This window comes from Kitasatospora sp. MAP12-44 (assembly GCF_029892095.1).
GTDB lineage: Bacteria > Actinomycetota > Actinomycetes > Streptomycetales > Streptomycetaceae > Kitasatospora.
This window is the reverse complement of the sequence record NZ_JARZAE010000004.1, coordinates 4,769,835-4,796,069: the sequence shown is the minus strand read 5'-3', so window position 1 is coordinate 4,796,069 and position 26,235 is coordinate 4,769,835. Positions and strand designations below refer to the sequence as shown.

At 71.3% G+C, this 26,235-nt stretch carries 28 protein-coding genes; 7 read left to right on the top strand and 21 right to left on the bottom strand.

All coding sequences use genetic code 11. The annotated features are described in order from the left end of the window. Nucleotides 1-73 precede the first annotated feature (73 nt). The 5 genes from folK to P3T34_RS22415 all read right to left on the bottom strand — a co-directional run bounded on the left by folK (nt 74) and on the right by P3T34_RS22415 (nt 4,564). Entirely contained in the window at nt 74-673 is a 600-nt protein-coding gene (gene folK, locus P3T34_RS22435; protein WP_280667828.1) for a 2-amino-4-hydroxy-6-hydroxymethyldihydropteridine diphosphokinase, read from the bottom strand. A 49-nt stretch (nt 674-722) separates the two neighbouring features. Further along, complete coding sequence (gene folB, locus P3T34_RS22430; protein ID WP_280672291.1) at nt 723-1,082, bottom strand: dihydroneopterin aldolase; 360 nt, start codon at nt 1,080-1,082, stop codon at nt 723-725. Between the two features lie 208 nt (nt 1,083-1,290). Next, nucleotides 1,291-1,743, bottom strand: coding sequence for a nuclear transport factor 2 family protein (locus tag P3T34_RS22425; RefSeq protein WP_280672289.1), 453 nt, complete (start codon nt 1,741-1,743; stop codon nt 1,291-1,293). A 65-nt stretch (nt 1,744-1,808) separates the two neighbouring features. Beyond that, nucleotides 1,809-2,663, bottom strand: coding sequence for a dihydropteroate synthase (folP, locus tag P3T34_RS22420; RefSeq protein ID WP_280667827.1), 855 nt, complete (start codon nt 2,661-2,663; stop codon nt 1,809-1,811). Between the two features lie 59 nt (nt 2,664-2,722). Then, nucleotides 2,723-4,564: a phosphatidylglycerol lysyltransferase domain-containing protein gene (locus P3T34_RS22415; protein WP_280667826.1), complete on the bottom strand. Its 1,842-nt coding sequence runs from the start codon at nt 4,562-4,564 to the stop codon at nt 2,723-2,725. A gap of 361 nt (nt 4,565-4,925) precedes the next feature. On the opposite strand from P3T34_RS22415, the gene P3T34_RS22410 reads away from it, so the two are divergent. Continuing rightward, the gene (locus P3T34_RS22410) at nt 4,926-6,113 is read left to right on the top strand and encodes an alpha/beta hydrolase-fold protein (protein WP_280667825.1); all 1,188 of its coding nucleotides are present in this window, start codon (nt 4,926-4,928) and stop codon (nt 6,111-6,113) included. A gap of 5 nt (nt 6,114-6,118) precedes the next feature. Here P3T34_RS22410 and folE read toward each other — a convergent pair whose 3' ends face one another. The 6 genes from folE to dacB form a co-directional block, all read right to left on the bottom strand. Continuing rightward, a complete protein-coding gene (gene folE, locus P3T34_RS22405; protein WP_280667824.1) occupies nt 6,119-6,724 on the bottom strand; it encodes a GTP cyclohydrolase I FolE in 606 nt (201 codons plus the stop codon). Between the two features lie 100 nt (nt 6,725-6,824). Then, complete coding sequence (gene ftsH, locus P3T34_RS22400; RefSeq protein ID WP_280667823.1) at nt 6,825-8,873, bottom strand: ATP-dependent zinc metalloprotease FtsH; 2,049 nt, start codon at nt 8,871-8,873, stop codon at nt 6,825-6,827. Between the two features lie 264 nt (nt 8,874-9,137). Further along, nucleotides 9,138-9,692 carry a hypoxanthine phosphoribosyltransferase gene (gene hpt / locus P3T34_RS22395; RefSeq protein WP_035798821.1) on the bottom strand — a complete coding sequence of 185 codons (555 nt, stop codon included), beginning with the start codon at nt 9,690-9,692 and terminating at the stop codon, nt 9,138-9,140. A 43-nt stretch (nt 9,693-9,735) separates the two neighbouring features. Next, the gene (gene tilS / locus P3T34_RS22390; protein ID WP_280667822.1) at nt 9,736-10,878 is read right to left on the bottom strand and encodes a tRNA lysidine(34) synthetase TilS; all 1,143 of its coding nucleotides are present in this window, start codon (nt 10,876-10,878) and stop codon (nt 9,736-9,738) included. Nucleotides 10,879-11,074: 196 nt separating this feature from the next. Further along, nucleotides 11,075-12,238, bottom strand: a complete 1,164-nt coding sequence (locus tag P3T34_RS22385; protein WP_280667821.1) for a zinc-dependent metalloprotease — start codon at nt 12,236-12,238, stop codon at nt 11,075-11,077. 54 nt (nt 12,239-12,292) lie between these two features. Next, nucleotides 12,293-13,657 carry a D-alanyl-D-alanine carboxypeptidase/D-alanyl-D-alanine-endopeptidase gene (gene dacB / locus P3T34_RS22380; RefSeq protein ID WP_280667820.1) on the bottom strand — a complete coding sequence of 455 codons (1,365 nt, stop codon included), beginning with the start codon at nt 13,655-13,657 and terminating at the stop codon, nt 12,293-12,295. Nucleotides 13,658-13,772: 115 nt separating this feature from the next. Between dacB and P3T34_RS22375 the strand changes: the two genes are divergently transcribed. Beyond that, entirely contained in the window at nt 13,773-14,264 is a 492-nt protein-coding gene (locus tag P3T34_RS22375) for an inorganic diphosphatase (protein WP_280672287.1), read from the top strand. A gap of 109 nt (nt 14,265-14,373) precedes the next feature. Here the strand turns inward: P3T34_RS22375 and P3T34_RS22370 are convergent, their stop codons facing one another. Beyond that, nucleotides 14,374-15,330: an asparaginase gene (locus tag P3T34_RS22370; protein WP_280667819.1), complete on the bottom strand. Its 957-nt coding sequence runs from the start codon at nt 15,328-15,330 to the stop codon at nt 14,374-14,376. Nucleotides 15,331-15,389: 59 nt separating this feature from the next. Further along, nucleotides 15,390-15,941, bottom strand: a complete 552-nt coding sequence (locus P3T34_RS22365; RefSeq protein ID WP_280667818.1) for an ABC transporter substrate-binding protein — start codon at nt 15,939-15,941, stop codon at nt 15,390-15,392. Nucleotides 15,942-16,312: 371 nt separating this feature from the next. On the opposite strand from P3T34_RS22365, the gene dtd reads away from it, so the two are divergent. Next, nucleotides 16,313-16,747 carry a D-aminoacyl-tRNA deacylase gene (gene dtd / locus P3T34_RS22360; RefSeq protein WP_280667817.1) on the top strand — a complete coding sequence of 145 codons (435 nt, stop codon included), beginning with the start codon at nt 16,313-16,315 and terminating at the stop codon, nt 16,745-16,747. Nucleotides 16,748-16,778: 31 nt separating this feature from the next. Here dtd and P3T34_RS22355 read toward each other — a convergent pair whose 3' ends face one another. The 3 genes from P3T34_RS22355 to P3T34_RS22345 all read right to left on the bottom strand — a co-directional run bounded on the left by P3T34_RS22355 (nt 16,779) and on the right by P3T34_RS22345 (nt 18,881). Continuing rightward, on the bottom strand, nt 16,779-17,744 hold the full coding sequence (locus P3T34_RS22355) for a glycine cleavage T C-terminal barrel domain-containing protein (protein ID WP_280667816.1): 966 nt from the start codon (nt 17,742-17,744) through the stop codon (nt 16,779-16,781). Nucleotides 17,745-17,760: 16 nt separating this feature from the next. Further along, the gene (locus tag P3T34_RS22350) at nt 17,761-18,210 is read right to left on the bottom strand and encodes a transcriptional repressor (protein ID WP_280667815.1); all 450 of its coding nucleotides are present in this window, start codon (nt 18,208-18,210) and stop codon (nt 17,761-17,763) included. 68 nt (nt 18,211-18,278) lie between these two features. After that, complete coding sequence (locus P3T34_RS22345) at nt 18,279-18,881, bottom strand: FABP family protein (protein WP_280667814.1); 603 nt, start codon at nt 18,879-18,881, stop codon at nt 18,279-18,281. A gap of 311 nt (nt 18,882-19,192) precedes the next feature. On the opposite strand from P3T34_RS22345, the gene P3T34_RS22340 reads away from it, so the two are divergent. After that, nucleotides 19,193-19,555, top strand: a complete 363-nt coding sequence (locus tag P3T34_RS22340) for a DsrE family protein (protein ID WP_280667813.1) — start codon at nt 19,193-19,195, stop codon at nt 19,553-19,555. Between the two features lie 9 nt (nt 19,556-19,564). Here P3T34_RS22340 and P3T34_RS22335 read toward each other — a convergent pair whose 3' ends face one another. The 5 genes from P3T34_RS22335 to P3T34_RS22315 form a co-directional block, all read right to left on the bottom strand. Continuing rightward, on the bottom strand, nt 19,565-19,825 hold the full coding sequence (locus P3T34_RS22335; protein ID WP_280667812.1) for a DUF3099 domain-containing protein: 261 nt from the start codon (nt 19,823-19,825) through the stop codon (nt 19,565-19,567). Nucleotides 19,826-19,908: 83 nt separating this feature from the next. Next, complete coding sequence (locus tag P3T34_RS22330) at nt 19,909-20,199, bottom strand: DUF1416 domain-containing protein (RefSeq protein ID WP_280667811.1); 291 nt, start codon at nt 20,197-20,199, stop codon at nt 19,909-19,911. 35 nt (nt 20,200-20,234) lie between these two features. After that, entirely contained in the window at nt 20,235-21,077 is an 843-nt protein-coding gene (locus tag P3T34_RS22325) for a sulfurtransferase (protein WP_280667810.1), read from the bottom strand. 550 nt (nt 21,078-21,627) lie between these two features. Continuing rightward, on the bottom strand, nt 21,628-22,317 hold the full coding sequence (locus tag P3T34_RS22320) for a DUF2993 domain-containing protein (protein WP_280667809.1): 690 nt from the start codon (nt 22,315-22,317) through the stop codon (nt 21,628-21,630). 71 nt (nt 22,318-22,388) lie between these two features. Beyond that, nucleotides 22,389-22,676: a MoaD/ThiS family protein gene (locus tag P3T34_RS22315; RefSeq protein ID WP_280667808.1), complete on the bottom strand. Its 288-nt coding sequence runs from the start codon at nt 22,674-22,676 to the stop codon at nt 22,389-22,391. 424 nt (nt 22,677-23,100) lie between these two features. Here P3T34_RS22315 and P3T34_RS22310 point away from each other — a divergent pair, with 424 nt between their 5' ends. The 3 genes from P3T34_RS22310 to P3T34_RS22300 all read left to right on the top strand — a co-directional run bounded on the left by P3T34_RS22310 (nt 23,101) and on the right by P3T34_RS22300 (nt 26,183). Next, nucleotides 23,101-23,835: a response regulator transcription factor gene (locus P3T34_RS22310; protein ID WP_280667807.1), complete on the top strand. Its 735-nt coding sequence runs from the start codon at nt 23,101-23,103 to the stop codon at nt 23,833-23,835. Nucleotides 23,836-23,908: 73 nt separating this feature from the next. Beyond that, on the top strand, nt 23,909-24,952 hold the full coding sequence (locus tag P3T34_RS22305; RefSeq protein ID WP_280667806.1) for a LacI family DNA-binding transcriptional regulator: 1,044 nt from the start codon (nt 23,909-23,911) through the stop codon (nt 24,950-24,952). A gap of 88 nt (nt 24,953-25,040) precedes the next feature. Further along, nucleotides 25,041-26,183 (top strand): trypsin-like peptidase domain-containing protein, encoded by a 1,143-nt coding sequence (locus P3T34_RS22300; protein WP_280667805.1) that lies wholly within the window; start codon nt 25,041-25,043, stop codon nt 26,181-26,183. Nucleotides 26,184-26,235 lie beyond the last annotated feature (52 nt).

The following is a 26,235-nucleotide window of genomic DNA, read 5'->3' as shown; positions in this document are numbered from 1 at the left end:
GGCCGGGGAGCCCCCCGGAGTTCCCCGGCCCGGCCACTCGCTGCGGCAACCCTGCGGCAACCGCTGCGGCCGGCTACTCCGGCAGGCGCAGCTGGATGTCCTCGCGCCGGACCACGCCCTGCGCGCCCTCGCCGCCCAGCTCCTTGAGCAGCTCGGATACCAGGCCAAGGCCCGGCAGCTCGCCGGCCGGGTCCGCGTCGGCCCACGGCGCGAGCACGAAGGCCCGCTCCTGGGCGCGCGGGTGCGGCAGCAGCAGCACCGGGTCGTCGCTGGTGACGCCCTCGTAGCTGAGGATGTCGACGTCCAGCGTGCGGGCACCCCAGCGGACCGTGCGGACCCGCCCGAAGGCGTCCTCGATCGCGTTGGCCCGCTCCAGCAGCGAGCGCGGCGGCAGCGTGGTGCGCAGCACGACCACGGCGTTGTAGAAGTTGGGCTGCTCGCCCGGGCCACCCAGGGCAGGCGTCTCGTAGACCGCGGAGACCGCCTTGATCTTCAGCCCGGGGGTGTCGGCCAGGGTGTCGACCGCGCCCTGCAGGGTCTCCAGCCGGTTTCCCAGGTTGCTGCCCAGGGCCACCACGGCGTAGCGCGGGTTGTGCAGGGTGGTGTCGGCCGAGTCCACCCGGCGCTCCAGGTCGAACGTGGTCGGCGAGGCGGTCGGGTCGCTGGTGCTCATCGGATTCCCTCTGCGGCTGAAGCGATCGGACACGGACGCACCGGGGACGTCATGCGCGGCCCCGGTGGATGGTGATGGTCACATCGTCGAACGGCACGGTGATCGGCGCGTCCGGCTTGTGCACGGTGACCTCGACCTCCTCGACCGCCGCGTGCTTGAGGCACTGGTCGGCGATCCGCTGGGCCAAGGTCTCGATCAGGTCCACCGGCTCGCCGGCGATGATCGCGGTGACCTCCTCCGCGACGATCCCGTAGTGGGCCGTACGGGTGAGGTCGTCACCGGACGCGGCCGGACGGGTGTCGAGGTAGAGCACGAGGTCGACCACGAAGGTCTGCCCGTCGAGCCGCTCCCGCTCGAAGACGCCGTGGTGGCCGCGGGCACGCAGGCCCCGCAGGGTGACGCGGTCCAGCAACTGAATCACTGCTCCTGATCTTGGAACGGCAGGCTTCGTCGCCCGCCGTCCATGGAATCTACCCGTGGCACATGACAGCACACCGCCACGGATGGAGCGCTCCTACCCGGCCCGGGCGAGGGCCACGCGCGAGCGGGCGCCGAGCATGGTGAACATCGGGTGTCGGTCGGCCCATTCCCGCAGCCGCCGTTCGCAATCCCGCGACTCAGTCCTCGTCCTCGTCATCGCCGCTGGTCAGCACGGGTGAACCATGGTGCGACCAGAGCCGCCAGCCCGCCCCGGTACGGCGGAACAGGTTGGTCGAGACGACCTTGCCGCCGACCAGCGGGCCCAACTCGCCCTCCTCCTCGGCCTCGCCGCCGGAGAGGATGTTCTCGGTGCAGGTGACAAGGGCCACATCGCCCTGGACCTCGACCTCGACATCGGTCAGGAAGAACTGGATGTACTCCGTGTTCATCATGATCAGCATGTACGAGCGGGTCACCTGCGCCCGGCCCCGCAGCACCGGCCAGCCCGGGTGCACACAGACCACACCTTGCTTGTCGTCGGCGTCCGCGGCGGACAGCCAGACGTCCTCGATCGCCTCCAGGTCACCGTGCTCCAGCGCGTCGTAGAGCCGCTGGTTGGCCGCCAGGACGGCCTCCCGGTCCGCCTCCAGCGATCCCGCCGCCGCTCCGTTGCTCAACGCGCCGTCACCAGCCACGCCACCACCCACTCCCTCGGTCAGCTCGCCCCGGCAGCCTGCCAGGCCGCCACGACCCGAACGGCATCCGCCGTCCCCGCCACATCGTGCACCCGCACGGCCCAGGCCCCGGCACGGGCCGAGAGCACCGAGACGGCCGCCGTGGCGTCGTCGCGCTGCCGGGCCGGCCGCAGCTCCCCGGTTTCCGGGTCGGCCAGCAGCGTACCCAGGAAGCGCTTGCGCGAAGCCGCGACCAGGACCGGTCGCCCCAGCTCGTTGAGCGCGTCCAGGCCCGCCAGCAGCGCCCAGTTGTGCTCGGTGGTCTTGGCGAAACCGAGGCCCGGGTCGAGGATCAGCTGCTCCTGCTTGACCCCCTCCGCCAGCAGCACCCCGGCCCGCTCGCGCAGCTCGGCCACCACCTCGGCCACCACGTCCTGGTAGACCGCCAGCCGGTCCATCTCGGCCGACTGCCCGCGCCAGTGCATCACCACGAACGGCACTCCGGTATCGGCCACCAGCCCCGCCATCGCCGGGTCGGCCAGGCCGCCCGAGACATCGTTGACCAGCTTGGCCCCGGCCGCCACCGCCTGCTCGGCGACGGCGGCCCGCATGGTGTCCACCGAGACCACCACCCCGGCCGCCGCCAGTTCCCGCACCACCGGGACGACCCGGCGCAGCTCCTCCTGCTCGCTGACCCGCTGCGCCCCCGGGCGGGTCGACTCGCCGCCCACGTCCACCAGGTCCGCGCCGCGGGCCACCAGGCCCAGACCGTGTGCGACGGCGGCCTGCGGATCGAGCCACAGGCCGCCGTCCGAGAACGAGTCGGGGGTGACGTTGACGACGCCCATCACGGCGCAGCGGTCGAAGGTGGGAAGGCCGGGCAGCGGGTTGTCCATGGCCCCATTATCCGGCCGCGGCCCGCCCCCGGTCCGGCCGGCCCGCTCCGCCGCCCAGGTCAGGCGGCCGGAGCCACCGACTCCGCCTCCGGCTGGGTCGGCATCAGGCCCTGCCGCTGGCGCTTGCGGCCGAACTTCGGCATGCCGAGCGTGATGAAGGCCTCCGCCTGCATCGCCGCGAAGCCGATCCGCGGCAGGTCCCGGGTGCTCGGGTAGATCAGGAACCGCGGCTCCCACTCCGGCTGGAACTTGGCGTTGAACTTGTACAGCGACTCGATCTGGAACCAGCGCGAGAGGAAGACCAGCAGCCCGCGCCAGGCCCGCAGCACCGGGCCGGCCCCGATCCGCTCACCGCGGGCCAGCGCCGAGCGGAACATCGCGAAGTTCAGCGACACCCGGCGCACCCCCAGCGCGGGGACGGCCTGCAGGGCCGCGACGATCAGCAGCTCGTTCAGCCCCGGGTCGGCCGCGCGGTCGCGGCGCATCAGCTCCAGCGAGATGCCGTCCGGGCCCCAGGGCACGAAGTGCAGCACGGCCTTGAGGTCGTCACCGGTCACCTCGCCCTCCTCGGGCGCCTTGTGCGCGGTGACCACGACGCAGTCGTCGTCGCCCAGGTCGCCGAAGCGGCCCAGCGCCATCGAGAAGCCGCGCTCGGTGTCGGTACCGCGCCAGCGGGCCGCGGCGTCGGCGATCCTGAGCTTCTCCTCGCGGGTCAGCTCACCGACCCGGCGGACCTGGCAGGAGTAGCCGTTGCGCTCGATCCGCTTGACCATCTGGCGGACGTTGCGCATCGCGCGCCCGGCCATCGAGAAGGTGCTCGCGTCCACGATCGCCTCGTCGCCCAGCTCCAGCGCGTCCAGGCCCGCCTCGCGGGTCCAGACCTCGCCACCGACCTCGCTGCAGCCCATCACGGCCGGAACCCAGGCGTGCTCGCGGGCCATCGCCATGAAGACCTTGATCGCACCGGGCCAGGCCTCGACGTCGCCCACCGGGTCGCCGGAGGCCAGCATCACGCCGGAGATCACCCGGTACGAGATCGCGGCCTTGCCGGTCGGCGAGAAGAGCACGCTCTTGTCGCGGCGCAGCGCGAAGTAGCCCAGCGAGTCGCGGTCGCCGTGCCGGGCCAGCAGCGCGCGGACCTTGACCTCCTCCTCGGCGGTCAGCTCCGGCTCCGGCTTCTCGGGCCGCAGCGCCAGGTAGCCGCTGGTGAAGGCGGTCAGCAGACCGAGCGCGGCCAGCGAGTAGCCGACCAGGTCGCGGGTGCGGTCGGTCCGGTAGTCGATCGGGCCGTCCAGGCCGAACAGGCCCCAGACGGTCTCCTTGAGCCGGGCCAGCAGGTCCGGGCTGCCCATCTCGGAGTACGGGTGGGCGCTGACGATCAGCAGGCCGAGCCCCAGGCTGGCGCCGCCCATCACGACCAGGTTGAGCAGCGCGCGCCAGCGGGTGCGCGGGTCGGCCTTGGCGTAGAACTCGCCGCGGTGCACCAGGACCACCGCGAACAGGGTCAGCGAGACCACCGCCGGGCCGACCTGGTGCCAGCGCAGGATGTGCAGCGCGGCACCGACCGGCAGCAGCACGCAGACCATCCGCCAGGCGCGGCGCTTGCGGCGGCGCAGCGCGTGCGCGAGCAGCACCAGCAGGATGCCGACGATCAGCGTGCCGGCCGTGGCCAGCGTGGTGGTGCCCCCGGGCAGCTGGCCGGTCCAGGTGTGCATCCTGGTGCGCCTGAGCTTGGGGAAGATCGCGCTGGCGATGTCCACCAGGCCGATCAACAGACAGGCATACCCGGCCGCCCCTGGGAGCCAGGCTCGTGGGACGGCGGATGCCTGGGTTCGCAGCGTCTGCAGACCTCGGTGGCGGGGCTGCTCGGTCGAGGAGTCAGCGGACACGGGAACGCTCATGGAAACTCAGCGTAGAGGCTGTGGAGGAGCGTCCGGTCACCCTGAGGGATGAGCCGTGATGGACCTTCATGCGTATTCCTTACCTTGACAAAAGGACCGTCAAGAGGGGGTAATCCCTTGGCCGTGTGGTCTTCGCCATACCCGGCAGGCGGCTCGGCCGCGCCCCGCGCAGACCGCAACGCCGAAGTCTAGGCCCTTGGTTCGAGTGGGTGAAGCAACGGCGCAGGCTCCCCCCGCGCCCGTGCCGTACGCCGTTCGCGCCGCGTTGCCCCTAGACGGGACGAGCTCCGGTGGCCGTGCCCCGAGCCCGCTCCGATGATGAAGCGACGACGCCGCCACCACCGCCCGGGGAGACCTACGCATGAATTTGACCAGCAGCGGTCTGGTATATGCCTTGGTCGGATTTGCCGTCCTGGCTCTGCTGGCCACCCTCTGGCTCTGGCCGCGCCTGGCGCCGCAGCGCCCGCTGCCGATGCTGGGCCGGGTCTGCCTGCTGATGGTCACTCAGCTGGCGGTGCTCGCCGTCTGCGGACTGACGGTCAACAACACCTACGGCTTCTACTCGTCCTGGAGCGACCTGCTGCATCCGAGTGACGCCCAACTCGCACTCGGTCCCCCGGTCGGCGGTACCGGCAAGAAAAGTCCGCCGTCGAGCGACGCGCTGGTCCAGCCGACCACCGAGGGCGGCCTGGAGACCGTCACCGACCTCCCGCAGGGCTCGCCGCAGGAGGTCGGGCGGGTGGACTCGATCATGGTGCACGGAAAGGAGACCGGTCTCTCCGACCAGATGTTCATCTATCTGCCGCCTGAGTACTTCAATCCGAAATACGCCCGGGAGCGGTTCCCCGTGCTGCTCAGCCTGGCCGGCACCCCCGGCACCTCGCTGCACCTGGTGAAGGAGCTGGACGAGGCGAAGACCCTCTGGGATCTGCAGAAGAGCGGCCGGATGGCGCCGACCGTGGTGGTGATGGCCCGGCCCAACGTGGCCGCACCGCGGGACACCGAGTGCCTGGACGTCCCGGGCGGGCCGCAGACCGAGACCTGGTTCGCCAAGGACGTCCCGGCCGCGCTGCGCTCGGCCTACCGGGTCAGCCGCTCGGCCGCCTCCTGGGGCGTCCTGGGCTACTCGACCGGCGGCAGCTGCGCGCTGCGGCTGGTGATGCGCGACTCCGAGAGCTACACCTCGGCGGCCGCGCTGCACGCGGACTACCAGGTGACGCCGGACCAGTGGAGCAGCGGTGACCTGTTCGGCGGCAACCCGGGGCTGGCCCAGCAGTACGACCTGGCCTGGCGGCTGCAGAACCAGCCGATCCCCAAGGTCTCGCTGCTGGTGGTCTCCACCCGTACCGAGGACAACTTCCCCGCGACCGAGCAGTTCCTGGCCGCGGCCCAGCCGGTGGCGGCCGCCCACCCGGAGCTCACCGTGGACTCGCTGTTCCTGCCCGACGGCGGCCACAGCTTCGACACCTGGAAACGCGAGCTGCCGGCCTCGCTGGAGTGGATCAGCGACCGGCTCGCGCCGCCCACCGACCGCGAGCCGCGCAGCTGAGCTGCTCAGCGGCCGATGATCAGGCTCATCGCCTCGGCGCGGGTCGCGGGGTCGCGCAGCTGGCCCCGGACGCACGAGGTGATGGTCTTGGCGCCCGGCTTGCGGATGCCGCGCATCGACATGCACATGTGCTCGCACTCGACGACCACGATCGCGCCGCGCGGCTCCAGGATCCGCATCAGCGCGTCGGCCACCTGGCTGGTCAGCCGCTCCTGCACCTGCGGGCGGCGGGCGTAGACGTCGACCAGCCGGGCCAGCTTGGAGAGCCCAGTGATCTTGCCGCTGATCGAGGGGATGTAGCCGACGTGGGCGACCCCGCGGAACGGCACCAGGTGGTGCTCGCAGACCGAGGTCAGCTCGATGTCCTTGACCAGCACCATCTCGTCGTGGCCCAGGTCGAAGGTGGTGGTCAGGACGTCCTCGGGCTCCTGCCAGAGGCCGGAGAATATCTCCTTGTACGCCCGCGCCACCCGCGCCGGCGTCTCCATCAGTCCCTCCCGGTCCGGGTCCTCACCCACGGCCAGCAGTAGCTCGCGGATCGCGTTCTCGGCCCGCTTCTGGTCGAAGGTACCGATGGCGGACTGACCGTCGAGCGTCACCGGGTCGATCATGCGAGCCTCGCAATAGCTGTGGGATGAGTGCTGAGCAGCAGAGATGCCGCGCCTCCAGGGTACAAACCCCGGGGACGCGGCATCCATTCCGTACGGTCGGTCAGCTCTCGCCGGCACTGTCGCCGATGACCGGCGGCAGCTTGACGATGTCGACCGGGGCGCCCTCCAGGGAGGCGGCCGCGCCGTTGGTCAGCGCCAGCTCCTTGGGGGACTGCACCGGCGGCCGGGTGGACGGCGTGCGACGGGAGGAGCCCGTCCAGGCCGGCCGCGCCGGACGGCGGACGATCGACTTGAAGATCTCGGCGATCTGCTCCTTGTTGAGGGTCTCCTTCTCAAGGAGCTCCAGAACGAGGTTGTCGAGCACGTCCCGGTTCTCGACCAGGATCTCCCAGGCCTCGTTGTGGGCGTTCTCGATGAGCTTCTTGACCTCTTCGTCGACCAGCCCGGCGACCTCTTCCGAGTAGTCGCGCTGGTGGCCCATGTCGCGGCCCAGGAACGGCTCGGAGTTGTCCGAACCGAACTTGATCGCGCCGAGCCGCTCGGTCATCCCGTACTGGGTGACCATGGCCCGGGCCGTGGCGGTGGCCTTCTCGATGTCGTTCGAGGCGCCGGTGGTCGGGTCGTGGAAGACCAGCTCCTCCGCCGCGCGCCCGCCCAGCATGTACGCCAGCTGGTCGAGCATCTCGTTGCGCGTGGTCGAGTACTTGTCCTCGTCCGGCAGCACCATGGTGTAGCCGAGCGCCCGACCGCGGGACAGGATGGTGATCTTGTGCACCGGATCGCTGTTCGGAGAAGCCGCCGCGACCAGGGCGTGTCCGCCCTCGTGGTACGCGGTGATCTTCTTCTCCTTCTCCGACATGATCCGGGTCCGCTTCTGCGGGCCGGCCACGACGCGGTCGATCGCCTCGTCCAGCGTGAAGTTGTCGACCAGCTTCTTGTCGGAGCGGGCAGTCAGCAGCGCGGCCTCGTTGAGGACGTTCGCCAGGTCCGCACCGGTGAAGCCCGGGGTGCGCTTGGCGACGGCCCGCAGGTCGACGTCCGGCGCGACCGGCTTGCCCTTCTGGTGCACCTTGAGGATGTCAAGGCGGCCCTGCAGGTCGGGGCGCTCGACCGCGATCTGCCGGTCGAAGCGGCCCGGGCGCAGCAGCGCCGGGTCCAGGATGTCCGGGCGGTTGGTGGCGGCGATCAGGATCACGCCGCCCTTGACGTCGAAGCCGTCCATCTCGACCAGCAGCTGGTTGAGGGTCTGCTCACGCTCGTCGTGGCCACCGCCGAGGCCCGCACCGCGGTGCCGGCCGACGGCGTCGATCTCGTCGACGAAGACGATCGCCGGGGCGTTCGCCTTGGCCTGCTCGAAGAGGTCGCGGACCCGGCTGGCGCCGACACCCACGAACATCTCGACGAAGTCGGAGCCGGAGATCGAGTAGAACGGCACGCCGGCCTCGCCGGCCACGGCGCGGGCCAGCAGGGTCTTACCGGTTCCGGGCGGGCCGTAGAGCAGCACACCCTTGGGGATCTTGGCGCCGACGGCCTGGAACTTGGCCGGCTCCTGCAGGAACTCCTTGATCTCGTGGAGCTCCTCGACCGCCTCGTCCGCACCGGCGACATCCGCGAAGGTGGTCTTCGGGGTGTCCTTGGTGAGCAGCTTGGCCTTGGACTTGCCGAACTGCATGACCCGCGAGCCGCCACCCTGCATCTGGTTCATCAGGAAGAGGAAGACCAGCACGATGATCACGATGGGCAGCATCGAGAGCAGCAGGCTGACGAAGGTCGACTGCTTCTCCGGGCTGATCGTGTAGCCCTGCGGCAGCGTGCCCTTGTCCACCTGGCTCTGCAGCGTGGCTGCGAGGTCCTTGCCCTGGTCCCCGATGTAGGAGGCCTGGAACTTGGTGCCGGAGGGGGTCTTGCCGCCCGAGCCGGCGTTGGTGAGCGTGGCTCCGGGGTTCAGTTCGATCTTGACGGTGTTGGAATCACCGGTGGTGATCTGAGCTTGCTTGACCTGGCCCGCGTCGATCGCTGCAACGACCTGGCCGGTGTCCACCGTCTTGTAGCCGTTTGAGTCAGAAACGACGTTCATCAGCACAATGACGGCGACGACGGCCAGGAGGATCCATGCGATCGGCGCGCGGAAGTATCGCTTGACGTCCATCCATGCGGGGCGTTGCCGCCCCGTCCCTCCTGCCACTCAACGGCGCTGCACGGCTCTCGGCCGTCGGCGCATCCGGTATGTGCATTCGCACCCCGCCCCAGTCGGCTGGGAGTCGTACGAAGAGCGGGTAATTTGACCGTACAGCAGTGGTGCCCCGCCCTGTGGCAGCGCGACGTGGTACGGCCTGTGGAGTTGTCCGTTCGCCGACTCCAACGGGTGGGGTCGGCAGACTGTTCCCTGTTCTACGGTTCTACGGCTTCTGGGTCAGCCGCCGTAGACGTGTGGGGCGAGCGTACCGATGAACGGCAGGTTGCGGAGCTTCTCCGCGTAGTCCAGGCCGTATCCGACGACGAACTCGTTCGGGATGTCGAAGCCGACGTACTTGACGTCGATCTCGACCTTGGCGGCATCCGGCTTGCGCAGCAGGGTGCACACCTCCAGCGAGGCCGGCCCGCGCGAACCCAGGTTGCCGAGCAGCCAGGAGAGGGTCAGACCGGAGTCGATGATGTCCTCGACGATCAGCACGTCCCGACCGGCGATGTCGGTGTCGAGGTCCTTGAGGATCCGCACCACGCCGGAGGACTTGGTGCCCATGCCGTACGAGGAGACGGCCATCCAGTCCATCGTCACCTGGGAGTGCAGGGCCCGGGCGAGGTCCGCCATGACCATCACGGCGCCCTTGAGGACGCCGACGATCAGCAGGTCCTTCCCGGCATAGTCCCGGTCGATGCGCTCGGCCAGCTCCAGGAGCTTGGCGTCGATCTCGTCCTTGCTGATGAGCACCTTCGCCAGGTCGGCGCCCATGTCCTTGTCGTCCACCGGGAGTACGTCCTCAAGTGTTCGTGGTCCTGTTGTTTCGGCGTCAGTCGCCCTGCCGCCGAAACACCAGGTTGCCACACCTTCGGGTGACCTCGACCCCCCCGGGTAGGTGCAGCGGCCCCTGGCCGCGCCAGCCGGTGACCAGCAGATCCACCGTTTCCAGGTGCCGGGCGAAGAGATCACCGGCCGGGCAGCCCGCCCGCAGCGCGGTCCGGCGCAGCACCCGGCGCCGTACGGCGGAGGGCAGCTCGGCGAGCTTCACGGCGTCCAGCTCGCCGCCACCGTCGCGCAGATCACGTCGGGAGAGGTCCCGCTCGACCGTCGCGGCCCACTGGTCGAGGGCGTCGGCGTCGTCCCGGAACAGTCGGGCGGTGCGGGCCAGCGCCTGAACCACGCCGCCGCCCAGGTGCTTCTCCAGCACCGGCAGCACCTCGTGGCGGACCCGGGAGCGGGTGTAGGCGGGATCCATGTTGTGCGGGTCGTCCCAGACCGGGATGGACTGCGCGGCGCAGGCCTGCCGGGTGGCCGAGCGGTCGAGGTCGAGCAGCGGGCGGCGGTAGCGGCCCTTCTGCGCGGGCATACCGGCCAGCGAGCGGGCGCCGGAGCCGCGGGCCAGGCCAAGCAGTACGGTCTCGGCCTGGTCGTCGCGGGTGTGGCCGAGGAAGACGGCCAGCGCCTGGAGGCGCTCGGCGGCCTCGTCCAGCGCGGCATAGCGGGCGTCCCGGGCGGCGGCCTCGGGGCCGCCCTGGCGGCCGACCCGGACCGGCACGGCCTCCACCGGGTCCAGGCCGAGCGCGCGCAGCCGCTCCACCACCTGCTGGGCGCGGTCGGCGGAGCCGTCCTGCAGGCCGTGGTCGATGGTGACGGCGCCGACCCGCAGGCCGAGCTTGGGGGCCTCGAAGGCGGTGGCGGTGGCCAGCGCCATGGAGTCCGCGCCGCCGCTGACGGCGACCAGGACGAGCGGTGAGCCGGGGGCGGCGGGGGTGCGCGGCAGGCCGGAGGGGTGGCGCCGGGCGTTGCCGATCAGCACGGTGGCAGTGGCCGTCGCGGTGGCCGCGGCGCCGGCCGCGGCGGGCACCTGGGCGGCGGTCGGGGCGGTGAAGGCGGTGCCGGTCTCGGCCACGAGATCGACCAGGGCACGGCGGACGGCCAGGCGTATCGCCGCGACAGCGGGGTGTGGACCCACGGTAAGCAACTCCTCTGCGGGGGGCGGGCACGCGACCGGCGGCGCCGGTAGCAGCCCGTTACCAGATGCTCACAGATCGTCGCAGAAGTGCGGCCGCGGTCGGGCCACCCGCGCCACCGGTACGACCACCGTCCCACGGACGGGTGAATGAAGAAACGTATCTGCACACCGCCCGCTCACCCGTCCGGGGCTTCGACTAGGACTGGCGTCCGACCCGGGCCACCCAGGCGGACGGGTTGTGGATCTCGTCCTTGGTCGGGAGGGTGTTCGGCGAGGTCCACACCCGGTTGAAGCCGTCCATCCCGATCCGGTCCACCACGCCGCGCACGAAGACCGCGCCGTCCTGGTACTGGCGCAGCTTGGCGTCCATCCCCAGCAGGCGGCGCAGCAGCAGGTCCAGGCGGTTGGCGCCCTTGTCGCGGCGGCGCTGGAACTTCTCCCGGATCTCGCCCACGCTGGGCACCACACTCGGGCCGACGCCGTCCATCACCACATCCGCGTGGCCTTCGAGCAGCGACATCACGGCGGTCAGCCGGTTCAGGATCTCGCGCTGGGCGGGCGTCTGGACCACTTCGAGCAGGGTGTCGCGCTGCGCCCGCTCGCCGCTCGGCGCCAGCACCTCGCGCAGCCGTTCCAGCAGCGCCGTCGGCTCGATGTCGGTCTCGGCGAGGAAGGACTGCACCTCCGACTGGACGTGGTCGCGCAGCCAGGGCACCGCGGTGAACTGGGTGCGGTGGGTCTCCTCGTGCAGGCAGACCCAGAGCCGGAAGTCGTGCGGGTGGACGTCCAGCTCCCGCTCGACCTGGACGATGTTCGGGGCGACCAGCAGCAGGCGGCCGGGGCCCGGCTGGTCAGGGCCGAGCCGGGGCTGGTCGAAGAGGCCGGCCGGACTGTCGGGGGTGTGCGGGACGGCCCGCTCGGGCTCGGCGGCGGCGAAGGTCTCGTACTGGCCGAGCACCTTGCCGGACAGCAGCGCCAGCACGGCGCCGACCTCGACGCCGGTGACCTTCTCGCCCATCGCGCTGAGCAGCGCACCGCCCGGGGTGACCGCGCGACGGGCCATCAGCTTCTGCTCCAGCGGTCGGATCACCGTCCGGAAGCCCGCGATGTTGGCGCGCACCCAGCCCGGCCGGTCCACCACCAGGACCGGCGCCGCGCCATCGGCGCTCAGGCTGGTCGAGCGCATGCCGGTGTACTCGCGGACCGCGCCCTCGGCCACCCGGGCGTGCTCGCGCAGCTCGGCCACCACCGCGCGGGCCTCGTCCCTGGTCACCTGCGGCCCCGGCCGGGCCAGCCGGGTCGCCGTCGCGACCGCGAGATTCCAGTCGACCATGTCCGCACCGCCGCTCGCGCTCGTCATGCCCTCACCGTACGTGCTCCGGGTCTTCGCCCCCACCCCTTGCGGCTAGTACAGCTAGTTGCAGCCGCAGGAGGCGAGCTTGGCGACGATCCGGTCCATCGCCGCGCGGGCGGCGTCGGCCCCGGCCGGGGTCTTGGTCATCAGGGCGTACACCAGCAGCCGCCCGTCGGCGTCCACCACCGTGCCGGCCAGCGTGTTGACGCCGCTGAGGCTGCCGGTCTTGGCGTGCACGATGCCCGCGCCGTCCGCCGAGCCCTGGCTCGCGGTGAAGCGGCTGCCCAGCGTCCCGGTGAAGGCGCCGATCGGCATCCCGGTCAGCACCGGGCGCAGCTCCGGGTGGTCGGGGGAGGCGGCCAGTGCCAGCAGGTCGGCCAGCACCACCGGCGGGATGGTGTTCTGCAGGCTCAGCCCGCTGCCGTCGTTGAGCTGCACGCCGGCCATCGGGACGCCGAGCTTGGCGAGCTCCGCGGTGGTCGTGGCGGCGGTGCCCTGGTAGCTGGCCGGCTGGTGGGCGGCGAGCGCCGACTGCCGGCCGATCGCCTCGGCCAGCGTGTTGTCCGAGAGGGTCAGCGCCCGCTCGATCAGCCGGGCCAGGGTCGGCGACTGCACCTTGGCCAGCGTCGCCGCGGTCGGCGCGGCCGTGGTGGCGGCGGGCTTGCCGTCCACCTTGATGCCCTGGGCGCCGAGCAGGTCGGTGAAGCGGGCCACCGCCTGGGCCGCCGGGTCGGCGACCCGGACCGGGGCGTCGATGTCCTGGGTGGGGACGGCGCGGCCCTCGTCCACCATCAGGGCGGACATCGGGCCGATGTTGGTGCCGTCGTTGTACTTGTGCGCGGGCGGGCCGGTGAAGAGCGAGGTGTCGTAACCGAGGCGGACGGTGGTGACGCCGGCCGCCTTGAGCGCGGTCGCGGTCTGCTGCGCCAGGTCGATCAGCGAGGCCGGGGCGGAGTCGGCGTCCACCGGGCTGCCGCCGATCCGGATCTGGGCGACCGGCACGGCGCTGAGCGTCGGGTCGCCGCCACCGACCAGGGTGATGTCGGCGGGCGTCGCGCCGGCTACCACCTTGGTGGTGATCCGGGCGTCGGCCGGGAGCAGGCTGAGCGCCGCCACCGAGGTGGCCAGCTTGGTGGTGGAGGCCGGGGTGGCCGGGGTGGCCTCGCCCGAGCCGAGCAGCAGCCGGCCGGTGCCGCCGTCGCTCACCGCGAAGTTCAGCGTGCCCAGCGCCTTGTCCGCCAGCAGCGGCGCCAGCACCCGCAGCAGGCCCGCGGGGCTGGGGATGCCGACCGTACCGGCGGCGCCGACGGGCTTGAGCACCGCGGGCGCGGGCGGCGGCGACACGGCCGTCGCTCCGGTCGCCATCGTGGCCGAGGCCCCCGTACCGCCGATGACCAGCGCGGCCCCCGTGAGCGCGGCCGTCACGGCCACTCCCGCACCTCGTCGTGTTCCTGTCCCTGCCACTGCCCATCCCCTTTCAACAGCACTCCCTCCCGTAGGAGACACTTGGATTCTGTCAGTCCCTACCTTGGAGGAACCGTTGGAGTTCGACGTCACCATCGAGATCCCGAAGGGCTCCCGCAACAAGTACGAGGTCGACCATGAGTCCGGTCGCCTTCGTCTGGACCGGATGCTCTTCACCTCGACTCGCTACCCGGCCGACTACGGCTTCGTCGAGGGCACGCTCGGCGAGGACGGCGACCCGCTGGACGCCCTGGTCATCCTGGACGAGCCGACCTTCCCCGGCTGCCTCATCAAGTGCCGCGCGATCGGCATGTTCAAGATGACGGACGAGGCCGGCGGCGACGACAAGCTGCTCTGCGTCCCCGCCACCGACCCGCGCTGGGAGCACCTGCGGGACATCCACCACGTGTCGGAGTTCGACCGCCTGGAGATCCAGCACTTCTTCGAGGTCTACAAGGACCTGGAGCCCGGCAAGTCGGTCGAGGGCGCGGAGTGGGTCGGCCGCATCGAGGCCGAGGCCGAGATCGTCGCCTCGATCAAGCGCCTTGAGGAGAACGACGCCCACTGAGGCGTCCGACCGGTCGTTCTCGTTTCTTTCGAGGCTCCCTGACGGCTGTTTTCCTCTGTTTCCCCCGCAGGCCGGGGTCGGTGATCCACCGACCCCGGCCTGCGGCGTCTCAGATCGCGGCGCGGATCTCGCCGACCACCGCGCCGCCGCCGTGCAGCGGGGCCGCGCCGATCCGGTCCAGCACCTCGTGCCGCAGCCCGAGCCGGCGCAGCACCGCCGCCAGCACCGGACCGAGCGCGCGGGCGGCCCCGTCGTCGATCTTGAAGGCGAGCGCCCGCCCGTCCGGCAGCGCGACGGCCTGGACGGCCTCGGCGCCCATCTTGGAGAGTGCGCCCGGCACCGCCTGCATCAGCCAGGTGTCCGGGCGGCGGGTGCCGGCCACGTACTCGGGGTGCGCGCGCATCGCGTCGGCGACCCGGCGCGGCGCGCTGCCCGGCTCGGCGACCAGCAGCGAGCGGTAGCCGCGGGCCAGGCCGACCAGCGAGACCGCGTGCAGCGGCGCGCCGCAGCCGTCCGTCCCGAAGGCGGCTATCGACTCGCCGGAAGCCTCCTCCAGCGCCTGTTGGGCGAGCTGCTGGACGGGGTGGGCGGGGTCCAGGTAGTCCGCGGTCCCCCAGCCGTTGGCGACGCTGGCGGCCAGCCAGGCGGCGTGCTTGCCCGAGCAGTTCATCAGCAGCGGGGCCCGGGTGCCGCCGGCCGCCAGCAGGAGCTCGGCCTCGACCTGGTCGAGCGGCAGGTCGGACGGGGTCTGCAGGGCGTCGGCGGTCAGGCCCGCGCCGGACAGGATGGTCCGCACACCGTCCAGGTGAAACGATTCTCCCGAGTGACTCGCGGCCGCCAGCGCCAGCAGCTCGCCCTCGATCGGCAGGCCGGCCCGCAGCGTGGCCACCGCCTGGAAGGGCTTGTTGCAGGACCGCGGGAAGATCGGACGCTCGGGCTCGCCGAGCGCGAGGTCCACCGAGCCGTCGGCGGCGAGGACCACCAGCGAACCCCGGTGGTGGCCCTCGGTGAAACCGGAGCGCACCACCTCGGCGAGGACGGGCAGGACATCAGCAGAGTCAGGCATGGGGGTGGGAGCCTTCCGGAGCGGACGGGGGATCCGGTGGCATCGGCTCCGACCGGGTCTCAGTCGGCCGGCGAGCCTCCGGCGAGCAGGTCTTCGACCCGCGCTTCACCCTCACGGTACCGCCGGGTGATCTCAGCGCTGCAGCCGTCCGCCGTCCGCTGCAGCAGCTGGCGCCGCCCGGACACCGAGCGCTCGTGCGCGGTGAGCCGGTCCAGCGCCGCCAGCAGCTCGGCGGAGGCGTGCGCGGCCAGGTCGGCCAGCTGGACGTCGCCCATCAGGGCGTCCGCCTCCTCGCGGTACTGCTCGCCGCGCGGCGGCCCGAGCGTCATATGCCGGGAGCTGCGCACGGGTGACGGCGCATCGGCCAGGATCTGCGGCAGCCGGTGCAGCAGGGTGTCCGGGTGGACCGGGCGACTGCGGCGGTCCAGGGTGCGGCGGTCGAGCTCGGCGCGCAGGATGTCCACCCGGCCCTGCAGCAGCCGGCGCAGGTACGAGAGGTCCGCCTCCTGCTCCAGGACGTCGCGGCGCAGCGTCCGCAGCGCGTCGAGGCCGAGCTCCTCCAGCGCCGTGGGCGCCACCGCCGGTTCGCTCGGCACTCTGTTCGTGTCCATCGACCAACCACCTGCCGTTGTCCTGGTCCCGCCCTTACGGCCGCACGCACTCCCCCTGAGGCACGCCCGTCGGCCCCCGTGGGGTTCCCGACCGGCCCGGCGCCACCCACTTGAGCGAGCGCGCCCGGTACGGACGTACGAGAGCTCGAACGGCCGTCGCACTCCCGCCCGACTGGAAGCCCGGCGCCGTCCCGAATCGTGCCACTCCGGGGGAGCCCGCGGGGCGCAGATGCACCCGTACGGCCCCGTGGCGAACGGGTATGGCTGATATGACCTGGCAGGCGCCGCCAGCACACTGCCCGCCCCGGTGCAGACGGCGTACACCACCGGCGCGTACGGGCACGGCGCGCGCCCCGGGCAGAATGGCCCGCATGCGAGCAGTGGTACAGCGGGTGAGCGAGGCCGCGGTGACGGTGGCCGGGGAGCGGGTCGGGGCGATCAGCGGGCCGGGGCTCTGCGTCCTGGTCGGCGTGACCCATGACGACACCCGGGAGAAGGCGGGCCAACTGGCCCGCAAGCTGTGGACCCTACGGCTCTTCGACGGGGGTGAGGTCGAGCAGTCCTGCTCCGACCTGGGCGCGCCGCTGCTGGTGATCAGTCAGTTCACGCTCTACGGCGACGCCCGCAAGGGCCGCCGCCCCACCTGGAACGCTGCCGCCCCCGGCCCGGTCGCCGAGCCGCTGGTCGACGAGGTGGTCGCGCAGCTGCGCGCGCTCGGCGCCACGGTGGAGACCGGCCGATTCGGGGCGGACATGCGGGTGTCACTGGTGAACGAGGGGCCGTTCACCGTGCTGGTCGAGGTGTAGGGGCTGAGGTGTAGGAGCTACTGACTATCGGCTACTGCGGGACCACGACGTCCTGGGTGCCGGGCACGGTGCCGGCCAGCAGCACGGCGTCCACCGGCACATTGCGCTTGACCAGGGCCAGCGCGATCGGACCGAGCTCGTAGTGCCGGGCCGAGGAGGTCACAAAGCCCAGCGGCCGGGCCTGCGGACCGTCCGAGGCGAGCCGGATCTCGGTGCCGTGCGGGGGCAGCACCTCCTCGGTGCCGTCCAGGTGCAGGAAGACCAGTCGGCGCGGCGGCTTGCCCAGGTTGTGCACCCGGGCCACCGTCTCCTGGCCGCGGTAGCAGCCCTTCTGCAGGTGGACGGCGGAACGCAGCCAGTCCACCTCGTGCGGGATGGTGCGGTGGTCGGTCTCGAAGCCCAGCCGCGGCCGGTGCCCCTCGACGCGCAGCGCCTCGTACGCCCAGATCCCGGCCGGCGTGCCGAACTCCGGTGCCCGCTCGGCGAGTTCGGCGCGCGGCAGGAACAGGTCACGACCGTACGGGAGTTCGCGCACGGCAGCGGCGTGGTCGACCCCCACCGTGGAGCCGGCCGCCACGTGCAGCACCGCGAACTGCTCGGTGGCGTCGGCGATCTCCACCCGGTACATGAACTTCATCCGCTCCAGGTACTCGATCAGCGCCTGCTGCGTCCCCGGCTCCACGTGCGCCCAGGTGGTGGCGCCGTCGTCGACCAGGTAGAGGGCGTGCTCGACGTGCCCGTGCGGCGAGAGGATCAGCGCCTCGGTGGCCTGGTGCGGCGGCAGCTCGCTGACGTGCTGGGTCAGCAGCAGGTGCAGCCAGGAGAGGCGGTCGGGGCCGGTGAAGGTGATCACACCGCGGTGCGAGAGGTCGACGAACGACCGGCCCGCCGCCAACTCCCGCTGCTCGCGGAAGAGATCGCCGTAGTGGGCCGCGACGCCCTCGTCGGCCCCCTCGGCGGAGACGGCACCGGGCAGGGACAGCAGCGGGCTCTTCATAGCCGCCAGCTTACGACTAAGCGTGCGGGAGCTTGGCGGTGCAGTCGGCGCAGCGGCCGAAGATGGCGAAGTGCTTGAGGTCGGTGTCGAAGCCGTGCTGGGCGCGCAGGCTGTCGATCAGCGGGGCGGCGATCGCGGTGTCGGTCTCGGTGACCTGGTCGCAGTCCCGGCAGACCAGGTGCAGGTGGGTGTGCCGACCCGCCAGGTGGTAGGTCGGCGCACCGTGGCCCAGGTGGGCGTGCGAGACCAGGCCCAGCTCCTCCAGCAGCTCCAGGGTCCGGTAGACCGTGGAGATGTTGACCCCGCTGGCGGTCAGCCGGACCTGGCAGAGGATCTCGTCCGGAGTGGCGTGGTCCAGCACGTCGACCGCCTCCAGCACCAGCTGGCGCTGCGGGGTGAGCCGGTAGCCGCGCTCGCGCAGATCGGTAATCCAGTCGGACGACGCGGTCGTCCCGTTGTTCGCCACGATGCTGCCCCTGCTCGGATAGAGGTCCTGGGAACCCAGTGTAGGGATCAGCAGCGCGCGGGCGGCGGTCAGCGGAAGAAGGCGATCCCGTCGTCCGGCAGGTCGTTGATGTCCTTGATCAGCTGGGCCGGGCTGAGCACCTTCTTGAGCTGCGCGGACATGTAGGGCCGCAGCGGCACCTCGGGGGCGGCCTTCTCGCCGACCCAGAGCAGCTCGTCGTTGACGAAGCCGTACAGCCGCTTGCCGCCGCTGTACGGGGCCGAGCCCTCGATCCGGGCGACCGCGTCGGTGGCCACGTTGATCTGCGGCTTGCCGTCGGCGAGCTCGCCGTACCAGATCTCCACGGTGCCGTCGTCGCGCACGGCGGAGATCTCCACACCGCGCTCGCCGCTGGTGCCCTGGTGGTTGCTGGTGATCCGCCAGAAGGCGTGCTCGTTCTCCAGCGGGCGGATCTTCTCACCCTGCTCGTCCAGCACCCAGGTCCGCGAGCGGAACTCCAGGAACGGCCGGCCGTCGTGCCGGAACACGACCTCCTGGCCGAAGTTGCACTTCTCGGAACCAGGGCCCCCTTCAACTGGCAGAGGGGCGTAGACCCCCGCGCCCTCCCAGGTACCGAGGAGGAAGGCCAGCGAAACGACGTCCTTGTGGAGGTCAGAGGGAATCTCGATCATGATCCTGGTCGCAGTCGGGGAAAGGGGGGCGGGCCGGCTCGGCCGTACGGCTTCCACCGTACGGCAGAGGTCAGCGCTGGCCCTGGTACAGCTTCATCACGGAGAAGATGGCGAACCAGGTGATCAGGACGGCCATCAGGGCCAGCAGGCCGTCGAAGAAGAGTTCGAGACCACTCACGGTGCGCTCCCGGTACGGCGATAGCGGACAGAATATGACGGCGCGAGTCTATCCGGCGGCGATCGGTCATTCGCGGTGAGGCCCACCACACGCCCGATCGCCCTCCATTTGCCGGTCGGTCTAAGCTCGCAGGGTGTCGAAGAAGCTGGTCATCAAGGTCACTGCCGGAACCGATGCGCCCGAGCGGTGCTCGCAGGCGTTCACCGTCGCGGCCGTCGCGGTCGCCAGCGGGGTCGAGGTCTCGCTCTGGCTCACCGGGGAGGCGTCCTGGTTCGCACTGCCCGGCCGGGCGGAGGAGTTCGAGCTGCCGCACGCCGCGCCGCTGGCCGACCTGCTGGACTCGGTGCTGGCGGCCGGCACCCTCACGCTCTGCACCCAGTGCGCGGTGCGGCGCGGGATCGAGCAGGCGGACACCGTGCCCGGTGTCCGCATCGCGGGCGCCCAGGTCTTCCTCAGTGAGATCATGGCCGACGGCGTGCAGGCGCTCGTCTACTGATCCGCTGGTCTACTGATCGGGCCGGTCGCGGTCGTGCCCCGGCTCGTCCCACTTGGGGTCGTCCCAGCGCGGGTCGTTCCACCAGTCGTCCTCCGGGTCGCGCTTGTTGGCGAAGATCGCCGCCAGCGGCGGGATGACCATGGCCACCACGCACATGCCGATCGCCGCCGGGACCGAGAAGAAGCGCACCACGCCCCAGGCCAGGACGAAGAGCCCGAGGCACCCGCCCATCATCACGAAGTAGTAGACGTGTCTACGCCGGGGCTGCACACCACCACGGTACGGCCGAGAGCCCCCGCCGTGGCAGGGGCTCTCGGTGTCGGCTTGCGTCGGGTCACGCCCGGCGCGGAACGTCAGACCGCGATCGGGACCTCGGTCTGGGCGCCCTGGGAGGCGACCACCACACGGTCCACGGTCGCGCCCGGAACCAGCGCGCGCACGGTCCACTTGCCGGGAGCCGCGAAGAAGCGGAACTGCCCGGTGGCCGAGGTGGGCACCTCGGCGGTGAACTCGCCGCCCTCGTCCAGCAGCCGGACGTAGCCGTTGACCGGCTCACCGTCGCGGGTGACCGCACCCTGAATGATCGTCTCGTTCGCCACGTCTACTCCTGCCAGATCCGGGCCGCCGGCCTTCGCACCACACATGTCGGTCTCCTTGCTTACGGTGTACTGCGCGGTGCTCAGTTGGCGCCGAGCTCGATCGGCACGCCCACCAGGCTGCCGTACTCGGTCCACGAACCGTCGTAGTTCTTGACGTTCTGCTGGCCGAGCAGCTGGTGCAGCACGAACCAGGTGAGCGCGGAGCGCTCGCCGATGCGGCAGTAGGCGATGGTGTCCTGCGCCAGGTCCACGCCCTCGGCCTGGTACAGCGCGGTGAGCTCGTCATTGGACTTGAAGGTGCCGTCGTCGTTGGCGTTCTTCGACCACGGGATGTTGCGGGCGCTCGGCACGTGGCCCGGGCGCTGCGACTGCTCCTGCGGGAGGTGGGCCGGGGCGAGCAGGCGGCCGGAGAACTCGTCGGGCGAGCGGACGTCGACCAGGTTCTTGCTGCCGATCGCGGCGAGCACGTCGTCGCGGAACGCGCGCAGCGAGGTGTCCTGGGCCTGCGCCTTGTACGTGGTGGCCGCGCGGCTGGGGACCTCGGCGCCGTCGACCAGGTCGCGGGAGTCCAGCTCCCACTTCTTGCGGCCGCCGTCCAGCAGGCGGACGTCGCCGTGGCCGTACAGCTTGAAGTACCAGAAGGCGTACGAGGCGAACCAGTTGTTGTTGCCGCCGTAGAGCACCACGGTGTCGTCGTTGGCGATGCCCTTGGCGCTCAGCAGCGCCTCGAAGCCGGCCTGGTCGACGAAGTCGCGGCGGACCGGGTCCTGGAGGTCCTTCTTCCAGTCGATCCGGACGGCGTTGCGGATGTGGTTCTTGTCGTACGCGGCGGTGTCCTCGTCGACCTCGACGACGACGACCTTCGGGTCGTCCAGGTGCGCCTGGACCCAGTCGGCATCGACCAGGACGTCACTGCGGCTCATGAGATGTATCTCCATCCGGGGGCGGTTGGCGGAAGGTGGGTGCCCGGCGCGGTCTGGTCCGATCTTCCGTCCCGATTGTCCGAATAAATGTCCGGATAGTGAGACGGGGCGAAGCCAGATTGCCATCGGGCGGGAGTAGGGGGGTCGACCGAAGGCGGGAGTTGCCTGTTCAGGCCGGAGAAAGGGCGTGGCGGCGAGTCAAATACTGCCGGACCGGGCCGCCGATCAGCGCTTTCGACACAGGCAGGCGGCCACGCGGCAGAGGTCTACCGCCCGCCGCTTGGTGAGGTCCGCCTGTCGCTTCATGCTGACGATGCTAGGGACCGGAGAGTGCCTCTGTCACCAGAGTGTCGAATGCTGAGACAAATATGTCCGGGGAATGGGATTTCACCCTTGGCTCCCTTGCTGCACGGGCCGAAACTCCCCACTGAACGCCGCCGCCCACCCGTCGCCCGCCGCCACCCTTCGTTCGAGGCGCTTTGCGCCGCCCCTCCTTCGTCGCGCCGGGCGGCGCGTCTCACGGGGCGGGATGGCAGGGTCTGGCCGGCGGTCAGCCCATCAGCTGCAGCGAGGTGCCCTGGAAGGCCAGCACGAGCCCGTCCGGCTGCGGCGTGACCTGGCTCAGGCTCAAGCCGACCGGCATGTTCTGCAGGGCGAAGCTCCGGGAGCCGATCGCCGAGGAGACCATCCCGCTGACCCCCGGCACCATCCCCACGCCCGGGATGTTCCCCACGCTGTCCACCAGCACCTTGTTGCCCTCGGTGCGCAGCTTGACCGTGGTGCTGAGCTGCTGGCCCAGCACACTGACGCTGACCTTGAGCAGGCCGGGCCCGCCGTAGCCCAGGGTGGTGCGGGAGTCCAAGCCGAGCAGGTTCTCGACGTTGGCGTACGGCAGCCGCCCCGAGCCGGTGCCCGAGTCCACGGTCGCCGACTTGTAGTCGTCGCTGACCCGAACACCCTTCAGATGCGCGGCGAAGGCGTCCAGTTGGACGGTCTGACCGCCACCGGAGAGCTGCACGCTGCTGGCCGAGAGCCGAACACTGCCGAGCTTCTTGTCGACCACCTGGGTGAGGAAGGGGAAGCCGTCGATGGAGACCGACGGACGGCCGCTGATGCCCTGGCGGCCCGCCAGCTGGTCGGCGGCCTTGCTCTCCGCCATCGACAACGCGATCCGGTCGGCCCCGACGAGCAGGCCGAGCAGGACCGCGACACCGATCAGCACCTTGATCAAGGTCCGCATCGAAAACTCTCCCCGTCCATGGTGGTCATAGCCAGTCGGTACGACGATCTGACCGGGACCATGGTTCCGGATCAGCCGCCGGCGAAGGGCGGCAGCACCTCGATGGTGCCGCCCTCGGTGAGGCGCACCGCGGCGCGGTCGCGGCCGCCCACCGGCTCGCTGTCCACCAGGAAGGAGCAGATGCCCAGCACCTGGACGAACTTCGGCCGGTCCGCGTGGCGCTCGCGGGCCTGGGCCAGCGCGTCGGCGAGGGTGGCCGCGCGGTACGGCTCCTCCGCGGTGCCGGCCTCCGCCTTGGCGGCGGCCCAGTAGCGGATCGTCCCGGTCACTACGGCGGTCGGTTCGGTGGTCGCGGTCATGGCGGCCCCTATCTCGAAAGGTGTACACATACTGAGCCGGTCGGTGCCGTGACCCATGATGACCCGAAGCCCCCCGACAGCGGGAACTTCGCAGGCCAGCCCCCTCGGCACGGGGGCGCACGCCGTCCGGCGCGACCAGGATCACGCACCTCTTCCCCTTCGCGGGCGCGGCACGTTGGGCTATTCTCATGGCGTAAGGGATCCGGGCAGAGTCGCCCCCGGGTCCTTTTGTGCTTTCAGGACACCGATACGGACGTCCTTGCGAGTGGTAGCCAAGAAGAGCGGACGGTTCGCGGATGAGCAGGTCAGCAGGGGCGCAGCAGGGGCCGCGAGGCCTGTGTCGAGCGCGTCGCGCGGGCGGGCCGGCCGACTGGACCGCCGCCGTCACGCGACCGCGACGACCCGGAAAGGGGACGACCCGGGTATGAGTTCTCTCCTCCTGCTCACCAACGCACTACAGCCGTCGGCGGAGGTGCTGCCGGCCCTGGGGCTGCTGCTGCACCAGGTGCGGGTGGCCCCGGCCGAGGGCTCGGCCCTCGTCGACACCCCCAGCGCCGACGTCATACTGGTCGACGGCCGGCGCGACCTGCCGCAGATCCGCAGCCTCTGCCAGCTGCTGCGCTCCACGGGGATCAGCGCACCGCTGATCCTGGTGGTCACCGAGGGCGGCCTGGCCGCCGTCACCGCCGAGTGGGGCATCGACGACGTGCTGCTCGACACCGCCGGTCCCGCCGAGGTCGAGGCCCGGCTGCGGCTCGCGATGGGCCGCCAGCAGCAGGTGGCCAACGACGACAGCCCGATGGAGATCCGCAACGGCGACCTCTCGGTGGACGAGGCGACCTACTCCGCCAAGCTCAAGGGGCGGGTGCTCGACCTCACCTTCAAGGAGTTCGAGCTGATCAAGTACCTCGCCCAGCACCCGGGCCGGGTCTTCACCCGGGCCCAGCTGCTGCAGGAGGTCTGGGGCTACGACTACTTCGGCGGCACCCGCACGGTCGATGTGCACGTGCGGCGCCTGCGGGCCAAGCTCGGCGTCGAGCACGAGCAGCTGATCGGCACGGTACGCAACGTCGGCTACCGCTTCGTGGTGCCCTCCCAGGGCGACAAGGGCGAGCGCGGCGCGGTCGAGCAGCATGCGGCCGGTGTGCACGAGAGCTGACCTGCTCAGGGCGTGCCGGGTACGAACCGGCCCGGCCGCCCTGGGGCTGGACAGACACGCGTAGACTCCCTGCGTGGCCAAGGTGACGCGCGACGATGTAGCCCGACTGGCTGGGACCTCGACCGCGGTCGTCAGCTACGTCATCAACGACGGTCCGCGCCCGGTGGCGCCCGCGACCAAGGAGAAAGTGCTCGCCGCGATCGAGCAGCTCGGCTACCGGCCGAACAGCGTCGCGCAGGCGATGGCCTCCCGGCGGACCAACCTGATCGGCATGATCGTGCCGGACGCCCGGCAGCCGTTCTTCGCCGAGATGGCGCACGCGGTGGAGCGGGCCGCCTCGGACCGCGGCAAGCTCGTGCTGATCGGCAACTCCGACTACGTCGACGACCGCGAGCTGCACTACATCCGCGCCTTCCTCGGCATGCGGGTCTCCGGCCTGATCCTGGTCAGCCAGGGCGCCCCGCAGCGCGCCGCCAAGGAGTTCGCCGCGATGGAGGGCGCCAAGGTGGTGCTGCTGCACCGCCGGCCGGACGCGATCGACGACGTCTCGGTGGTGACCGACGACATCGGCGGCGCCGAGCTGGCCGTCCGCCACCTGCTGGAGGTGCACGGGCACCCGTACGTGGTCTGCTTCGGCGGCCCGGTGGACTCCCCCGCGCCCGGCGACCCGGTGATCGACCACGTCGAGGGCTGGCAGCGCGCGATGGACGCCCACGGCCTGCCGACCGAGCAGTACCTGATCGACGCGCCGTTCCACCGCTACGGCGCCTACGAGGTCGCGGTCAAACTGCTGCGCTCGCCCAACCGGCCGCCGGCCATCTTCTGCTCCACCGACGACCAGGCGATCGGCCTGCTGCGCGCCGCCCGCGAGGTCGGCATCCGGGTCCCCGAGGACCTCGCGGTGGCCGGCTTCGACGACGTGCCGGAGGCCGCGCTGGCCGATCCGCCGCTGACCACGGTGGCCAGCGAGCGCGAGGCGATGGCGCGGGCCGCGGTGGACCTGGTGCTGGACGACTCGCTGATGGTGCCCGGCTCGGACACCGAGCGGGTGCGGCGCTTCCCGTCCCGGCTGGTGGTGCGGCGCTCGTGCGGCTGCGGCGAGGACGGCACAGAGTAGCTTCTCTTTATGAGAAGTCAACAGGCTTCTCTGTCCGTTCTGACCCAGCTCTCATGAGATCTTCACCCAGCGGGCGGACGTTAGGTCCATGAGCGACCAGCACCGCAGTTCCGCAGATGAGTCGGGGCAGACCCTCCCGCCGAAGCCGGCCGAGGCGCCCGACGCTCACGTCAACGAGGACTTCTCCGAGCAGACCGCGTCCTACGCGTCGCCCGGTCCCTACCAGCCCTACTCCGAGTACGCCGCGCCGACGTGGGAGGGCGCCCCGACCTACGGGTCGGCCGAGCAGCCCCCCGCCAGCCACGCCAGGCGCGGCCGCAACGGCTACCTGCGCGGGCGCACGGCCCTGGTCACCGCGGTCGCGGCGATCGCCGCCGTCCTCGGCGGGCTGGCCGGCGGCGCGGTGGCCGGCTCCCAGCACACCGCCACCACCGCGAGCTCCAGCACCATCGTCAGCCCGGTCGCCGCCCAGAGCGGCGGCACTGCGAACGTCGCGGCGATCGCCGCCGCGGTCTCCCCCAGCGTCGTCCAGATCACCGTGCAGACCACCAGCGGGACCGCGACCGGCACCGGCGTGATCCTCACCGCCGGCGGCCAGATCCTGACCAACTACCACGTGATCTCGGGCGCGGTCACCGACGGCGGCACGATCACCGTCGCCTACCAGAACGGCAACAAGACCAGCGGCACCGTCACCGGCACGGACAAGTCGCTGGACGTCGCGGTGATCACCGCCAGCGGCGCCAGCGGGCTCGCCCCGGCCGTCCTCGGTGACTCCGACGCGATGGCGGTCGGCGACTCGGTGGTCGCCATCGGCAACCCCGACGGGCTCACCGGCACCGTCACCTCGGGCATCATCAGCGCCAAGAACCGCCAGGTCACGGTGCAGGTGGACGAGGGCAGCACGCAGAGCAACGGCGGTTTCGGCTTCCCCAGCTTCCCCGGCTACGGCGGGCGCGGCTCCTCCAACGGCTCCAGCTCCTCCGCCGGCGACAGCGCGACGTACCAGGCCTTCCAGACCGACGCCGCACTCAACCCCGGCAACTCCGGCGGCCCGCTGATCAACGCCAACGGCCAGGTGATCGGAATCAACTCCGCGATGTACTCCGGCAGCGGCTCCAGCTCCAGCTCCACCACCAGCCAGGCGGGCAGCGTCGGCCTCGGCTTCTCCATCCCGATCAACAGCATCAAGCAGGTGCTGCCGAAGATGCAGGCCGGCCAGACCCTCTAGCAGCCACCGCCGGCCCCGTTCAACCCGCACAATGGCTAGACCCCTTCCGGAC

Bases quoted from the DNA above. Each gene is read 5' to 3' on its own strand.
- folK (WP_280667828.1), bottom strand. From the start codon at position 673: ATGAGCACCAGCGACCCGACCGCCTCGCCGACCACGTTCGACCTGGAG.
- folP (WP_280667827.1), bottom strand. From the start codon at position 2,663: ATGGACAACCCGCTGCCCGGCCTTCCCACCTTCGACCGCTGCGCCGTG.
- P3T34_RS22415 (WP_280667826.1), bottom strand. From the start codon at position 4,564: ATGAGCGTTCCCGTGTCCGCTGACTCCTCGACCGAGCAGCCCCGCCAC.
- P3T34_RS22410 (WP_280667825.1), top strand. From the start codon at position 4,926: ATGAATTTGACCAGCAGCGGTCTGGTATATGCCTTGGTCGGATTTGCC.
- folE (WP_280667824.1), bottom strand. From the start codon at position 6,724: ATGATCGACCCGGTGACGCTCGACGGTCAGTCCGCCATCGGTACCTTC.
- ftsH (WP_280667823.1), bottom strand. From the start codon at position 8,873: ATGGACGTCAAGCGATACTTCCGCGCGCCGATCGCATGGATCCTCCTG.
- P3T34_RS22385 (WP_280667821.1), bottom strand. From the start codon at position 12,238: ATGACGAGCGCGAGCGGCGGTGCGGACATGGTCGACTGGAATCTCGCG.
- P3T34_RS22370 (WP_280667819.1), bottom strand. From the start codon at position 15,330: ATGCCTGACTCTGCTGATGTCCTGCCCGTCCTCGCCGAGGTGGTGCGC.
- P3T34_RS22365 (WP_280667818.1), bottom strand. From the start codon at position 15,941: ATGGACACGAACAGAGTGCCGAGCGAACCGGCGGTGGCGCCCACGGCG.
- dtd (WP_280667817.1), top strand. From the start codon at position 16,313: ATGCGAGCAGTGGTACAGCGGGTGAGCGAGGCCGCGGTGACGGTGGCC.
- P3T34_RS22355 (WP_280667816.1), bottom strand. From the start codon at position 17,744: ATGAAGAGCCCGCTGCTGTCCCTGCCCGGTGCCGTCTCCGCCGAGGGG.
- P3T34_RS22345 (WP_280667814.1), bottom strand. From the start codon at position 18,881: ATGATCGAGATTCCCTCTGACCTCCACAAGGACGTCGTTTCGCTGGCC.
- P3T34_RS22330 (WP_280667811.1), bottom strand. From the start codon at position 20,199: ATGTGTGGTGCGAAGGCCGGCGGCCCGGATCTGGCAGGAGTAGACGTG.
- P3T34_RS22325 (WP_280667810.1), bottom strand. From the start codon at position 21,077: ATGAGCCGCAGTGACGTCCTGGTCGATGCCGACTGGGTCCAGGCGCAC.
- P3T34_RS22320 (WP_280667809.1), bottom strand. From the start codon at position 22,317: ATGCGGACCTTGATCAAGGTGCTGATCGGTGTCGCGGTCCTGCTCGGC.
- P3T34_RS22315 (WP_280667808.1), bottom strand. From the start codon at position 22,676: ATGACCGCGACCACCGAACCGACCGCCGTAGTGACCGGGACGATCCGC.
- P3T34_RS22310 (WP_280667807.1), top strand. From the start codon at position 23,101: ATGAGTTCTCTCCTCCTGCTCACCAACGCACTACAGCCGTCGGCGGAG.
- P3T34_RS22300 (WP_280667805.1), top strand. From the start codon at position 25,041: ATGAGCGACCAGCACCGCAGTTCCGCAGATGAGTCGGGGCAGACCCTC.